This window comes from Streptomyces scabiei 87.22 (assembly GCF_000091305.1).
Lineage (GTDB): Bacteria > Actinomycetota > Actinomycetes > Streptomycetales > Streptomycetaceae > Streptomyces > Streptomyces scabiei.
Window position 1 is genome coordinate 2,788,620 of the sequence record NC_013929.1, and the last position, 14,591, is coordinate 2,803,210.

9 protein-coding genes are annotated in these 14,591 nt (G+C 71.3%); 2 read left to right on the forward strand and 7 right to left on the reverse strand.

The features are described 5' to 3' along the window. Positions 1-24: 24 nt before the first annotated feature. A complete protein-coding gene (gene nrdR / locus SCAB_RS11630) occupies positions 25-588 on the reverse strand; it encodes a transcriptional regulator NrdR (protein ID WP_013000265.1) in 564 nt (187 codons plus the stop codon). Positions 589-1,127: 539 nt separating this feature from the next. Between nrdR and lexA the strand changes: the two genes are divergently transcribed. Beyond that, positions 1,128-1,904, forward strand: coding sequence for a transcriptional repressor LexA (lexA, locus tag SCAB_RS11635; protein ID WP_013000266.1), 777 nt, complete (start codon positions 1,128-1,130; stop codon positions 1,902-1,904). A 185-nt stretch (positions 1,905-2,089) separates the two neighbouring features. On the opposite strand, the gene SCAB_RS11640 is transcribed toward lexA, so the two are convergent. The 4 genes from SCAB_RS11640 to SCAB_RS11655 all read right to left on the reverse strand — a co-directional run bounded on the left by SCAB_RS11640 (position 2,090) and on the right by SCAB_RS11655 (position 9,442). Beyond that, positions 2,090-4,126: an ATP-dependent DNA helicase gene (locus tag SCAB_RS11640; RefSeq protein WP_013000267.1), complete on the reverse strand. Its 2,037-nt coding sequence runs from the start codon at positions 4,124-4,126 to the stop codon at positions 2,090-2,092. Positions 4,127-4,372: 246 nt separating this feature from the next. Beyond that, positions 4,373-5,137 carry a GNAT family N-acetyltransferase gene (locus SCAB_RS11645; protein ID WP_041669091.1) on the reverse strand — a complete coding sequence of 255 codons (765 nt, stop codon included), beginning with the start codon at positions 5,135-5,137 and terminating at the stop codon, positions 4,373-4,375. 98 nt (positions 5,138-5,235) lie between these two features. Beyond that, the gene (locus tag SCAB_RS11650; RefSeq protein ID WP_013000269.1) at positions 5,236-7,323 is read right to left on the reverse strand and encodes an IucA/IucC family protein; all 2,088 of its coding nucleotides are present in this window, start codon (positions 7,321-7,323) and stop codon (positions 5,236-5,238) included. 625 nt (positions 7,324-7,948) lie between these two features. Then, positions 7,949-9,442 (reverse strand): diaminobutyrate--2-oxoglutarate transaminase family protein, encoded by a 1,494-nt coding sequence (locus SCAB_RS11655; RefSeq protein ID WP_041669096.1) that lies wholly within the window; start codon positions 9,440-9,442, stop codon positions 7,949-7,951. Between the two features lie 431 nt (positions 9,443-9,873). Here SCAB_RS11655 and SCAB_RS11660 point away from each other — a divergent pair, with 431 nt between their 5' ends. Then, the gene (locus SCAB_RS11660; protein WP_173402864.1) at positions 9,874-11,103 is read left to right on the forward strand and encodes a trypsin-like serine peptidase; all 1,230 of its coding nucleotides are present in this window, start codon (positions 9,874-9,876) and stop codon (positions 11,101-11,103) included. A 226-nt stretch (positions 11,104-11,329) separates the two neighbouring features. Here SCAB_RS11660 and hflX read toward each other — a convergent pair whose 3' ends face one another. Further along, the gene (gene hflX, locus SCAB_RS11665; protein WP_013000272.1) at positions 11,330-12,826 is read right to left on the reverse strand and encodes a GTPase HflX; all 1,497 of its coding nucleotides are present in this window, start codon (positions 12,824-12,826) and stop codon (positions 11,330-11,332) included. A gap of 238 nt (positions 12,827-13,064) precedes the next feature. After that, positions 13,065-14,546, reverse strand: a complete 1,482-nt coding sequence (locus SCAB_RS11670) for a M1 family metallopeptidase (protein WP_013000273.1) — start codon at positions 14,544-14,546, stop codon at positions 13,065-13,067. Positions 14,547-14,591 lie beyond the last annotated feature (45 nt).

Below are 14,591 nucleotides of genomic sequence, written 5' to 3' on the forward strand. Positions count from 1 at the left end.
TCGGTCCGGCGGTGCGGCCCGCCGTCAGTCGGCGGCGTGGGCGGGCACGGGGACCTGCGCAGCCCCTCCGGACCCGCGGTCGCTCCTCGGGCACTCCTCGGCCGCGTTCTCGACGTCCTCGTCGTCCGCGCCGGGGTGCCTGTGCTGCTCGTTCCTGAGTTCCCCGATGGCGGCCTCGAAGTCCTCCAGCGAGTCGAACGCCCGGTAGACCGAGGCGAACCGCAAGTAGGCGACGAGGTCCAGCTCCTGCAACGGGCCGAGTATGGCCAGCCCCACGTCATGGGTGGTCAGTTCGGCGCTCCCGGTCGCCCGCACCGCCTCCTCGACCCGCTGCCCCAGCTGGGCGAGCGCGTCCTCGGTGACGGGCCTCCCCTGGCACGCCTTGCGAACGCCGTTGATGACCTTCGTGCGACTGAAGGGCTCGGTCACGCCGGACCGCTTGACCACCATCAGCGAACACGTCTCCACCGTCGTGAAACGGCGGGAGCAGTCGGGACACTGACGGCGCCTGCGGATCGACGTGCCGTCGTCCGTCGTACGACTGTCGACGACACGGCTGTCGGGGTGCCTGCAGAAGGGACAGTGCATAACTCCAACCCTCCTCACAGCACGACTCGATAGCCCCCACACGCCTCTTGGGCCCCGCGGAAGCAGACCCAGCATAGGGGATGACCAAGAGCCCTAGGACCCGGGGGACCACAACTTCTGGGCTGTTGCGGCAATCCAAGCACTACATGTAGGGCTAGGCACGTAAATCCACCTACGACGCGCGTGTCGCCCGCACAGGGGCGGGACGCCGCACGGAGGCTCCGTCGCGGAGCGCAGCCGCACGGTCGCGGAGCGGACGGGGCGGCGGCGGTAGGCCGGAGAAGAAGGGGTCGGTACTCGGCCGGTGGACCACCGGGTGGCAGACTGGGCCACGCGGCGACAGCGGCCCACAAGGCCCGTCGCCCCGGCGGTGAAGAGTACAGCAATCAGTGCTTTTGTCCGCTCCAGCCGCAGGCCCTACACCCCCAAAGATGGCCACGTCAGGTAATCCACGGTTTTTCACTCGAACGTGTGTTTGGCGCAACCTTTCGAAAGCAACTACCGTTGTGCTGCACGGGAGACCATCGAGAGGGGCCGACGTGACCACCACCGCTGACAGTGCCACCATCACTGCCCAGGACCGCTCCCAGAGCCGACTCGAGCCGGTGCATGCGATGAACGAATCCACGAACCATGAAGGGCCCAAGCGAGCCCTGCCCGGCCGACCTCCAGGCATCAGGGCGGACAGCTCCGGGCTCACCGATCGGCAGCGCCGGGTCATCGAGGTGATCAGGGACTCGGTGCAGCGGCGTGGATACCCGCCGTCGATGCGCGAGATCGGCCAGGCGGTCGGCCTGTCCAGCACGTCCTCCGTGGCACACCAGCTGATGGCGCTGGAGCGCAAGGGCTTCCTGCGGCGCGACCCGCACCGCCCGCGTGCGTACGAGGTCCGCGGCTCCGACCAGGCCTCGGCCCAGCCGACGGACACCGCGGGCAAGCCGGCCGCCTCGTACGTGCCGCTCGTGGGCCGGATCGCCGCCGGTGGCCCGATCCTCGCCGAGGAGTCCGTCGAGGACGTGTTCCCGCTGCCCCGCCAGCTGGTGGGTGACGGCGAGCTCTTCGTCCTCAAGGTCGTGGGCGACTCCATGATCGAGGCCGCCATCTGTGACGGGGACTGGGTGACGGTCCGCCGTCAGCCCGTCGCCGAGAACGGCGACATCGTGGCCGCCATGCTGGACGGCGAGGCCACGGTCAAGCGCTTCAAGCGCGAGGACGGCCACGTCTGGCTGCTCCCGCACAACGCCGCCTACGAGCCCATCCCGGGTGACGACGCGACCATCCTCGGCAAGGTGGTGGCCGTTCTGCGCCGCGTCTGACCCACCGCGGCGGACGGCCCGTGCCCGTCCCCGCCCCTGATCCGGGCCCCGGAATCCACTGCGCCGGTTCCGGGGTCCTGGGCTGTCCAGGACCCGCCGAGAGCATGCATGCTGCGGGCCCGACACCGTGCGCGGAACGGCCGGCGGCCCGACCCGATGGTTCGGGTCGGGCCGCCGGCCGTTGGTCACGCTTCCGCCGTCTCGGCTTCCGCCTCTTCTGCCCTGTCTTCCGCCTTGTCTTCCGCCTTGTCTTCCGCCTTGTCCTTCGCCGCGCTGTCGATCGCGGCGAGCGACCTGCGGACCTGGTTGCGGTCCGTCGTGTACCAGAAGTCGGGCAGGGATGCCTTCAGATAGCTGCCGTACCGCGCGGTCGCCAGCCGCTGATCCAGGACGGCGACCACACCACGGTCGCCTTGCGCCCGTACGAGGCGGCCGGCGCCCTGGGCCATCAGCAGGGCCGCGTGGGTGGCGGCGACGGCCATGAAGCCATTGCCGCCCGCCTCCTCGACGGCCTTCTGCCGGGCGCTCATCAGAGGATCGTCGGGGCGCGGGAACGGGATCTTGTCCATGACGACCAGCTGGCAGCTGGGGCCGGGCACGTCCACGCCCTGCCAGAGCGACAGCGTGCCGAAGAGGCAGGTTCTCGGGTCGGCCGCGAAGCCCTTGATCAGCTCGCCGAGGGTCTCCTCACCCTGGAGCAGGATCGGGTACTCCGGGATCCGGACCCGCAGCTCCTCCGCGGCCAGCTGGGCGGCCCGCATCGACGAGAACAGACCGAGGGTCCGACCGCCCGCCGCCTGGATCAGCTCCGTCAGCTCGTCCAGCATGTCCGCCCGGTCGCCGTCCCGCGCGGGCCGCGACAGATGCTTGGCGACGTAGAGAATGCCCTGCCGCGGGTAGTCGAACGGCGATCCGACGTCCACGCCCTTCCACTGCGGGAGGTCGTCCCCTTCGGTGCCCTCCGGCGCCAGCCCCAGGGACGCGCCCACGCCGTTGAAGTCGCCGCCCAGCTTGAGCGTGGCCGAGGTCAGGGTGACCGACCGGTCCGCGAAGAGCTTCTCCCGCAGAAGTCCCGACACGGACATCGGGGCGACACGCAGGGACGCGCCGAACCGGTCATGGCGTTCGTACCAGACGACGTCCCACTCGGAGCCGTTGCTGATCCGCTCCGCCACGTCGTGCACACTCTCCACGGCCGCCAGCGCCTGCTTGCGCACGGCGTCCTCGTCCTGGACAGACTTGTCCCGCGTGCTGCCGATCGCCGAGATCACCGTACGGGCGGCGTCCCGCAGCGCCATCAGCACGTAGGCGAGATCCTCGGGGACCTCCTCCAGACGGCCCGGCAGGGCCAGCTCCATGACCCGCTCGAACCCCTCGGCAGCGGTCAGGAGCTGGTCGGCGGCCTTCTCGTTCACCAGCTTCGCCGCCCGCTTCACCGCGCGGTTGACCTGGCCCGGCGTGAGCTCGCCGGTCGCCACACCCGTCACGCGCGACACGAGTTCATGCGCCTCGTCCACGATCAGCACCTCGTGCTGCGGAAGCACCGGCGCGCCCTCGATGGCGTCGATCGCGAGCAGCGCGTGGTTGGTGACGACCACTTCGGCGAGCTTGGCCCGCTCCCGGGCCATCTCGGCGAAGCACTCGGCGCCGTACGCGCACTTCGATGCGCCCAGGCACTCCCGGGACGACACCGAGATCTGTGACCATGCCCGGTCGGAGACACCCGGGGTGAGGTCGTCCCGATCGCCCGTCTCGGTCTCCTGGGACCAGTCCCGCAGCCGCAGCAGGTCCTGGCCCAGCTTGCTGGAGGGCGCGGCCGCCTCGAACTGGTCGAAGAGGCCCTCCTCCTCGTCCTGCGGCACGCCTTCGTGCAGGCGGTGCAGGCAGAGGTAGTTCGACCGACCCTTGAGCATGGCGAACTCGGGGCGGCGGCGCAGCAGCGGATGCAGCGCGTCGACCGTTCTCGGCAGGTCCCGCTCCACGAGCTGGCGCTGCAGGGCCAAGGTCGCCGTCGCGACGACGACGCGCTCCCCCTGGGCGAGCGCGGGCACCAGGTAGCCGAGCGACTTTCCGGTGCCGGTGCCCGCCTGGACCAGCAGATGGGAGCCGTCGTCGATCGCCTCCGCGACGGCTTCGGCCATGGTCACCTGGCCGGGGCGCTCCGTACCGCCGACGGCGGCGACGGCGGCGTGCAGGAGTTCGTGGAGTGAGGGCTTCGTCATAGCGCGACCACCCTACGGGTCACCACTGACAAACGGGTTATCAAGGCGGAGTCACGGGGCGTGAGGGGCGGATTCAAGGGCGTTTCTCTTCGTCTTCTCTTCGTCGGAGCGGGCGGATTCCCCGGGGGCCGGAAATCGCGTCGGCGCGAACCGGGAACCGATCCGGCGCGGGCGGTGTACCAAAAATGACGGCACCGCAGCGGATCCACGTCGGACCCGGGTCGGATCCACGACGGACCGTCGGATCTACATCAAGTCGCGCAGGAGTCGGTCTCTGATCATGAGGGCGGCCCGCTTGTCGGGCAGGTCGGCCTCCGCGGAGAACCGGAATCCCGCGCTCAGGAACGCGGAGACGGAGGGAAAGTTGCGAAGGTCGGGTTCCGCCACGACGCGGGCACAGGAAGGTCTTCTGTCGAGGATGAGATCGGCGACGGAGCGGAGCAGGATGGCGCCGAGACCGCGCCCCCGCTCGGCCACGGGGCCGATGAGGAGATGGACTCCCGTGTCGTGCGGACGGGCGGGGTAGTGGCGGGCGAGGGGGTCGAGGTCCGCCCGGTAGATCTCCCAGTAGCTCATCGGGGTGCCGTCCAGCACGCCGAGGCAGGGCACGCTGCGGCCGTCCCCGGCGAGCTGGGTCCGCAGGTGGTCCGCGGTCACGTCCTCGGGTCCGGCCAGCTTCCAGTAGGAGGCCACGGTCGAGTCGTTCATCCAGTGGGAGATCAGCGGTAGCTCCCGTTCGAGGCGAACGGGGACGAGGTGCAGAGTGCCCGCCGGGGTGACGACCGGCCCCCAGTCGGCGAGGTGGTCGAGCAGTTCGCCCTTGGCCGGCGAGCTTTGCTGGCCCGCCTCGGTCTCCCCGACGCGTGCGTCGCCGTCCTCGGACAGCAGTGCCAGGAAGTCGTCGGTCAGGCGCAGTTCCAGCGTGTCCTCATTGCACGTCGGGGTCGAGGCGGGGCCGGTGTGCATGCTCGCTCCGGTGCTCGCGTGGGTGCTCGCGTCTGTGGGAGCCACGGCGACGTTCCTCTCAGGAGATCGGGTGGGTCATGTTCCTCGGGGCTGAAGGGAGGCGCATCGACGCGGACGAGCGGGCCGTGCGGCGGCCGGGCCGGTCAGCGGTGGAGGGGGTTGGTGATCGTGACGTAGACGGACTGGGTGTCGACGGGGCCCACGAGTTCGTCCAGGCCGTGGAGACGGGTCAGGAGGTTTGCCTTGCAGCGCAGGACAGGTGAGTCGAGCAGCCGGGCCGGCAGGCTGGTGTTCAACCGGGCAGGGCCGGTGGCGATGTGCGTGAGGAAGCGGCGGAAGGCAGCCAGCAGGAGTCGCTCGTCGCCGAGGCCCTGCGAGCCGAACGCACCGATCAGGCCGAGCACGTTGTTGATACCGAGGTAGTACGCGAAGCGTTCGTCTGCGACCTCGTCGGAGACGAAGGTGTCACTGCGCTCGCCGATGCCGGGCAGTCGGGCTGCGAGATCCGCGCGGCGGGACTCACGGAAGTAGTAGCCCTGGTTGTCCCGGTACCGGCCCCCGACGGGCCAGCCGTCGGGGTCAAGGAGGACGAGCGTGTTCTGCTGGTGCGCTTCGAGGGCGATCCCGGCCTCGCTGTCCAGCCACAGCACGGGCCGCACGACCTGCTCCAGATAGCGCAGGAACCACTCGACGGCGACGGCTCCTCGGGGACGGCCGGTGCGCACGGTGAGACGGGTGAGGACGTCGGCGAGTCGTGACCGCATGAGGAGGTGTACATCAGCAGGGGCGTCGACTCCGTGGTGGACGACGCCGTCGGCGGGCCGCGTCGGATGAGCCGAGGCGTACGGCCTCGGTGAGACGAGTCCCGCGACGCAGGACACGTCGTCCGCCGCGCCGAAGGGGTTGTGCCGGACGATCACGTCCAGACCGGGCAGGGGGCCGCCCTCGGGTGTGGTGACCCCCAGCCACGCCGGGTCGCGAACGATGTCGAAGCAGGGGTGGGCCGCCTGCCACTGGGCGGTCAGGCCGGAGCGGAGCAGGCGGTGGACCTCGACACCGCGGTGGAGTTCCTTGCGGAGGTTCTCGCGACGGGAGTTGGTGATGCACAGGCCCAGCGAGAGCTTCAGCATCGCGGGGGTGTCGGTCCGGTGAACGGTACGCAGGGAGGAGGTTGGATGCCACGGGTCACCGTGCGGACCCAGGTCCCTGATCAGGCCGGCGTCGAACAGCGCGGCGACGGCCGTACGGCGTCGGACTTCACGGAGTTGCCAGGGATGCACGGGCAGGGCGCCGTGGCCCTCCGGCAACGGCAGTCCCGGACCGGCCAGCCGGGCGGTCAGCTGGTCGGCGGGGACGACACGACCGCGCTCGGTCCAGGCCGAGTCGGCGGACAGGACGGAGGGAGCGACCGCCAGCCAGTTCAGCGGAAAGGAGCCGCGCGACTCCGGTGAGTAGAGCCGGGCCTCGATCTCCGAGAGACCGTCCCGGCTCTTGGGGGTGGGGTGCAGGGGGTGACCGAGGAGGAGCCCCTGCTCGGCGGCACGGAACCGGTCCGGACCGTCGGCGGGCGCGGCCCGACGCTCGGCGAGGAACATGGCCACGCGGCGGGCGGAGTCGGCGACCCGTCCGATCAGATCGCAGGGGTCGGTCTGATCGAGCGTGTCGGGGTGGTCGAGCGGCTCGGGGTGGTCCGGTGCGCTCGTGGTGAGGGGCGTGGGGGCGTGCGTTGCGGTGGGCCGCGGCGCCTGGGTGCCCGTCAGGCGTGAACCTCGCGTGGTCGGTCCACCCACCAGCAGGGCCGCCACCGCGGCCGCGTCGAGAGGCGGTGTGTTCTCGGGGGTGCCGGCAAGGTACGGCGGGCCGAAGCGGTGCCAGCCGGTGAGGGACCAGTAGTGCACCGGGACATGGAGTGCTGTGCCCGAAGTGGGGAGGGGGATGTGGAGGGTGCCGTCGTGGGGGCAGGTGAGGTTGTGTTCGCGAACCCAGCAGCGCAACAGGTTCTCGGTCGCCGCCGCCTGGGCCGCGGTGTGCGGGTCGGGGTGGTGCAGGGGGTCGGTGGACGGGGCGTGCGGCGGCTCGACGATCCGGATCCTGTCGGCGTGGCCAAGGGCCGGCTGGTGGTGCTCTTGGCCTGGCTCGGCAGGTGGCTGAGCGGGTGCGGCTTGGCGAGGGACCGGCAGGACCTGACCGGGCGATGGCTCGGTGTCACGGGACTCCGCCGCAGGCCGCATGGGCCTCTGTACGACCGAGACGGCCCCTCTCTCGGACCGGCCGGGCGTCGGGGTGGCCGGGCCGCGCCCAGGGGCCGCCGGGTCGGAGGCGAGGGCATGAGAGTCGGGGCCGATGGCGGTCGAGCCGGAGGCCGGGGCGGGAGAGCCCGGGGCCAGGGTGGTCGGGCCGGAGGCCAGGAGCGCGCGCTCCGGGACAGGGGTGGCGGGCACGCCGGAACGCGGCGCAACCCGATCGAACCGCGGCCCGAGTTGGCCGACCCTCATGTCCCTGTGGGCAGGCGATGGCTCGGCGTCGGGTCGGCTCGGGGACAGGGAGGCGCATGCCTTCGTGTCGTGATCGTGAGTGTGGGCCTCGGGGTCGGGCTGCGGCTTCAAGGCGGTTCCTGGGGTTGCTCGTGCGGAGGGCAGTCGCGGGGTGCCCGCGGTCCGGCGTGGCCGGGGCAAGTGCGGGGGCTGTGGGGCTGTGAGTTGTGGAGCTGCGGAAGGGGGCGGGGTGTCGGTGCTTCGAGGACATGTCCGGCTCGGTCGTGGGCTGGTGGCCGGATGGGTCGGTGCCCGGGGTGCGTGGCTGGTCCGGGGACGGGGTGGAGGCCGCGCCGGGCGGTATGGCGGGTCGGCTCGCTGCTCAGCCGCCGGGCGGGTCTCCCGGGCCTCCGGCACGCTCGGGCACCGGCCGCACCGAATGGCGCTCGTCGGCGGTGGCGGCCACCGAGGCGATCGCGTCCGTCAGGCGGTCGAGTACGGCCTCCGCCTGCTCGTCGGTGATCGTGAGGGGTGGGAGGAGGCGGACGACGCCGGCCTGGCCGCCACTCAGATCGACGATCAGGCCGCGACGGAGGCATGCACGCTGGACGGCGGTGGCCAGGCTGGGGGCGGGCGGGGGCGGACCCGTGCCCTCGGGAGGAGAGCACACTCCGGGGATGACCATCTCGATACCGAGCATCAGCCCACGGCCGCGCACATCACCGACACAGGCGAAATGATCCGCGAGGCCCCGGAGTTGCGTGAGCATTCGGGTGCCCAGCAGCTCGGCACGTGCGGCGAGGCCGTTCTCACGGACGTGGGCGAGGGTGGCGGTACCGGCGGCCATGGCCAGCTGGTTGCCACGGAAGGTGTCCGCGGGGGCGCCCGGTTGCCAGACGTCGAGGTCGTCGCGGTGGACCACGACGGAGAGCGGGAGGCTGCCGCCGATGGCTTTGGACAGGACCATCACGTCGGGGACGATGCCGCTGTGTTCGACGGCCCAGAACCGGCCGGTGCGGCCCACTCCCGTCTGGACCTCGTCGGCGATCAGCGGGATCGAGCGGGCCGCGGTGATCTCGCGCATGCGGCGGAACCAGCCGTCCGGGGCGGGAACGACTCCTCCCTCGCCCTGGACCGGTTCGAGGATCATGCCCGCCGGCCGGGGTACGCCGTGCCTGACGTCGTCGAGGACCGACTCGGTCGCGCGGGCGGCGAGTTCGGCGCCGCGTTCGCCGCCCGTGCCGAAGGGACAGCGGTAGTCCTGCGGGTAGGGCAGACGTGTCAGCCGCGCGCCCTGGGAGCCTCCGGCCACGTCCAGTGCCCCGGTGGTCGTGCCGTGGCAGGCGCCGGTGAAGGCGAGCATCCCTGTGCGTCCGGTCGCCGCACGGACCAGGGCGCAGGCCGCCTCGACCGCGTCCGTGGCGGCGGGTCCGCAGAACTGGACGCGTGCGCGGTCCGCGAGCCCTGGGGGAAGGGTGCGGAACAGTTCGGTGACGAAGGCGTCCTTCACCGGAGTGGCCAGGTCGAGGACCTGAAGGGGAGCGCCCGAGTCGAGCACCTTCCGGATGGCTTCGAGGACGACCGGATGGTTGTGGCCGAGGGCGAGGGTGCCGGCGCCGGACAGACAGTCGAGGTAGCGGCGGCCGTCGGCGCCTTCGATGGTCAGCCCTCGTGCGCGGACGGGCACGAGGGGCAGGGTGTGCGCATAGGTGCGCGCCGCCGGCTCGCGGGCTGCCTGCCGCCGCAGGATCCTCTCGTGCGCCCGGGCCGGTCCGTCGTCTTCCCGTCGTGTGCGGGCCCGTTCGTCCTCGTGTCCCGAACGTGTTCGCCCGGGCTCGTGGCCCGTCGGCGTCACAGCAGACTCGGTCACCGCCACGACTGCACTTCCTCCCGCTGTCCGAAGGCGAGTTGGCAGGGGTCACCGAGCACCGGCGGGTCCCCGCACCTTCCAACGACGGGACTCGCACGGGGAAGCGGGTGGGACGAAGATCCTTGCCGTGACGGAACCGTTGCCCTTCCCTCGGATGTCCCTCACAACGACCGCATAGGGTGTGGTGCCGTTCCGAAGGACGCGGATCGGCGAATCCGTGGCAGGCCGCGCAGACGGCTGCCGGGTACGTCTCCCGAGTACGGCGACCGTGCCGGACGGCCACGGTCGAGGCAGACGACCGCGTACGAAGAAACTGAGGTACGGAGCCGCGCGATGCCGTGTCGGTTACGTACAAGGAGGCGGTGGGCGCGCGGGGGACCGTGCGTGACCCGCCTCGGCAGCACAGAGTTCTCAACCGCCCCAGGGGAGTTCAGACCATGCGACCCATACGACCGCTCTTCGCCGCCCGTCGTGGGAGGAGCACGCGCCGCAGAACCTCCCCGGTGGTGGCCGCGGTCGGCCTTGCCACGGTTCTGTCGTTGACCGCCACCGCCTGCGGCTCGGGCGACACCACGGCGAACGCCGACGCGTCGGCGTCCGCTCAGGACAGCGGCAGCCCGGGCGACGGTAAGATCCGTATTCCGGACGACATCAAGGACAAGCTGAAGGAACACGGGATCGACCTCGACAAGTGGCGGGGCGGTGCCTGGAAGAACTGGGACAAGGACGACTGGCTGCGCGAGGCCGAGGACTACGTCAACCCGGTCATCAAGGACCTGTGGGACCCGGACCGGATGCGGGACGCCGAGGAGCCGGAGAAGGAGGTCGACGAGAGCGACCTCACCGGTGACCAGGGCGTGACCGACCCGACCCCGCGGGCCGTCGACGCCACGGCGGTGTCGGCGAGGTACCACGCGAACGTGCCCGTGGCGGGCAAGGTGTTCTTCGACGCGCCCGAGGGCACCATGGTCTGCTCCGCGACCGTGGTGCAGGACCCGGCCAACCCGGGGAAGTCCAACATGGTGTGGACGGCCGGCCACTGCGTGCACGCCGGCAAGGCGGGCGGCTGGTACCGCAACATCGCCTTCGTACCCTCGTACAACGACAGTGGCAGGTCGGCGTCGGACCTGAAGACCGCCACCAAGGAAGAGGTCGCTCCGTACGGCGTCTGGTGGGGCGACTGGGCACAGACCTCGGACCAGTGGATCGAGCAGGGCGGCCAGACCGGCGGTGACGGAGCGCCGTACGACTTCGCGGTGATCCATGTGACGCCGGAGGGGGGCAGCGGGGGCAAGTCGCTGGAGGAGACGGTCGGTTCGGCGCTGCCGGTGGACTTCGACGCGCCCGCCGTGCCGCAGGTGAAGAGCATCACGGCGACGGGCTACCCGGCCGGAGCTCCGTACGACGGCGAGACGATGTACCAGTGCCAGGACAAGCCCGGACGGTTCTCGCTCGTCGCGTCCGACCCGACGATGTACCGCATCGGCTGCTCCATGACCGGCGGCTCGTCCGGCGGTGGCTGGGTGGCGACCGGTTCGGACGGTCGGCCCGCGCTGGTGTCCAACACCTCCATCGGCCCGGCGAGCGCCGGCTGGCTCGCGGGCCCGCGGTTGGGCAAGGAGGCCGAGGGCGTGTACCAGGCGGTGAGCGACAAGTTCGCGCAGTGACGCCGGCCGGGCGCTGACGACGGCGGAGGGCGCGTGGGATCGACAGACCACGCGCCCTCTGCCGTCCCCCTGGGGGCTTGACGCGCGGCTGCGTGTGTCGTACGACCACGACACACGCATGCCGGAGGCCCGCTCCCTCGGTGGAGGGGACGGGCCTCTGGGTGTGCACGCGTGCGGGTGACCCGGGGGTTCCCGCGCTGCCGTCAGGTCCCGGGCCGTGGGACCGTCAGACCGTCGCCGCCGGAACGTACGGCGCCAGGTCGGCCGCCAGCTCCTCGTGGACCCGGGCCTTGAGCAGGGTGCCCTCCGGGGTGTGCTCCTCGGAGATCACCTCGCCCTCGGTGTGGGTGCGGGCGACGAGCTTGCCGTGCGTGTACGGCACGAGTGCCTCGATCTCGACCGAGGGGCGCGGCAGCTCGTTGTCGATCAGGGCGAGCAGTTCCTGGATGCCCTGGCCGGAACGGGCGGAGACCGCGATGGAGCGCTTCTCGACCCGCAGCAGCCGCTGCAGTGTCAGCGGATCGGCCGCGTCCGCCTTGTTGATCACCACGATCTCGGGGACCTTGGTCGCGCCCACGTCACGGATGACCTCGCGCACGGCGGCCAGCTGCTCCTCCGGGGCGGGGTGCGAGCCGTCGACCACGTGCAGGATCAGGTCGGCGTCGCCGACCTCCTCCATCGTGGAGCGGAACGCCTCGACGAGGTGGTGCGGCAGGTGACGGACGAAGCCGACGGTGTCCGCCAGCGTGTACAGCCGACCGCTCGGTGTCTCGGCCCGGCGCACGGTCGGGTCGAGGGTCGCGAACAGCGCGTTCTCCACCAGGACGCCCGCGCCCGTGAGGCGGTTGAGCAGGGAGGACTTGCCGGCGTTGGTGTAGCCGGCGATGGCGACCGAGGGCACCTTGTTCCGGCGGCGCTCCTGGCGCTTGATCTCGCGGCCGGTCTTCATCTCCGCGATCTCCCGGCGCATCTTCGCCATCTTCTCGCGGATCCGCCGCCGGTCCGTCTCGATCTTCGTCTCACCGGGACCACGGGTGGCGAGGCCGCCGCCCTTGCCGCCGCCCATCTGACGGGACAGCGACTGACCCCAGCCGCGGAGCCTCGGCAGCATGTACTGCATCTGCGCGAGCGCGACCTGTGCCTTGCCCTCGCGGGACTTGGCGTGCTGGGCGAAGATGTCGAGGATCAAGGCCGTACGGTCGATGACCTTGACCTTGACGACGTCTTCGAGATGGATGAGCTGGCCGGGGCTCAGCTCACCGTCGCAGATGACGGTGTCCGCGCCCGATTCGAGGACGACGTCCCGCAGCTCGTTGGCCTTGCCGGAGCCGATGTAGGTGGCCGCGTCCGGCTTGTCGCGACGCTGGATCACGCCGTCGAGCACGAGCGCGCCCGCGGTCTCCGCGAGGGCGGCCAGCTCCGCCAGCGAGTTCTCCGCGTCCCGCACGGTTCCCGTGGTCCAGACACCGACGAGTACGACGCGCTCCAGGCGGAGCTGTCGGTACTCGACCTCGGTGACGTCCTCGAGTTCGGTGGAGAGGCCCGCGACGCGGCGCAGAGCCGCGCGGTCGGAGCGGTCGAACTGGTCGCCGTCCCGCTCTCCGTCGATCTCGAAGCTCCAGGCGACGTCCTCTTCCATCAGGGCATCGGCCCGAAGGTTCTCGGGGTTGTTCTGCGCGAAGGCGCTCTGTGCGGCCTGGGAAGGGGAAGAAGAGGAGGTCATTGGGTCCTTACGTCGATAGGGATACCGAAGGCGACGCATCACGGCACGAACCACGATCCGTCACTGGCGACAACGCCCGGGGCTTCCGGGAGATTCCCGTCGCCGACCCGATGATGGTCGCACGGCACGCCCCGTCTCGTCACCCGGGTTATTTCCCGTCCGCACCGGGGCCACACCCCGACGGAGCCGGCCACCGCCCGCCCCGTGCTCCCACCGCCGGCGCCCCTCCCGCCGCCCGCTACCGCTTGGCCGGTGCCGCCGCCGGGACCGGCTTCCAGTCGGGGTGCCCCGGCATGGGCGGCGTCCGCAGCTCGTACAGCCAGGCGTGGAAGAAGGCGCCCAGGTCACGGCCCGCGATGACGGACGCGAGGTCCCGGAAGTCGGAAGTCGAGGCGACACCGTCGCGGTGGACGGTGACCCAGGCCCGCTGCAGCCGGTCGAAGGCGGGCGCTCCGATCTCCTGGCGCAGGGCGTAGAGGAAGAGCGCGGCGCCGTCGTAGACGTTGGCGCGGAAGATGCCGATCTTCTGGCCGTCCTTGGGCGCCTTGGGTGCGGCGGGAGGTCCCCCGGCGGCGCGCCAGCGGTCGGAGGCGCCGTACGCGGCCTTCATCCGCGCCTCAAGGGTCCTGCCCGCGACCTCCTCGGCGTACAGGGCCTCGTACCAGGTGGCGTGTCCCTCGTTGAGCCACAGGTCGGACCAGGTGCGGGGGCTGACGCTGTTGCCGAACCACTGATGGGCCAGCTCGTGCACCATGATCGACTCGACGTACCACCGGGGGTACTCGGGGCGCACGAACAGCTCCCGCTCGAAGAGGGAGAGGGTCTGCGTCTCCAGCTCGAACCCGGTCTGCGCCTCGGCGATCAGCACGCCGTACGTCTCGAAGGGGTAGGGGCCGACCTTGTCCTCCATCCACTCGATCTGTGCCGGGGTCTTCGCGAGCCACGGTTCGAGCTTCTCGCGGTCCTTCGCGGGAACCACGTCACGCACCGGCAGACCGTGCGGTCCCATCCGGCGCACGACCGCGGAGCGGCCGATGGAGACCTGGGCCAGTTCGGTGGCCATGGGGTGCTGGGTGCGGTAGGTCCAGGTGGTGGTGCCGGCGGCGCGGTCCGTACGGGTGGCGAGGCCGTTGGAGACGGCCGTGTAGCCGTCGGGCACGGTGACGCGGACGGTGAACATGGCCTTGTCGGAGGGGTGGTCGTTGCAGGGGAAGACCACGTGCGCCGCGTCGGCCTGGTTGGCCATCGCGAGCCCGTCGGCGGTCTGCAGCCAGCCGCCCTCCACGCCCTGCGGGTACACGGGGTCGCTGGTGTGCCGCACGGTGATACGGGTCCGGCTGCCCTCGGACAGCGGCTCCCGGGGCGTGATCACCAGGTCCTCGCCCGCGCTCGTGAAGGCGGCGGGTTCCCCGTCGACGTCGACGGAGCCGACCTTTCCGTGCGAGAAGTCGAGATTGATCCGTTCCAGCCGGGAGGTCGTCCGGGCGTCGATCGTGGTGACGGCCGTGAGCGGCTCCCGGTTGCCGCCGGGGTAGCTGAGGGTGAGGTCGTACGACCGCACGTCGTACCCGGGGTTGCCGAGGTGCGGGAAGAGGCGGTCGCCGACGCCCAGGGGCACGGCGGGTGAGGGGGCGCTCGCGGCGATCAGGCAGACGGAGACGGCGGAGGCGAGCAGCGCGGCCTGGACGCGGCGGCTCCCGGAGCGTGGGGTGAGCGGCATGGACCACCGCTACCAGCGCGTCCGCGCCGCGCGTGGCCGACGCGC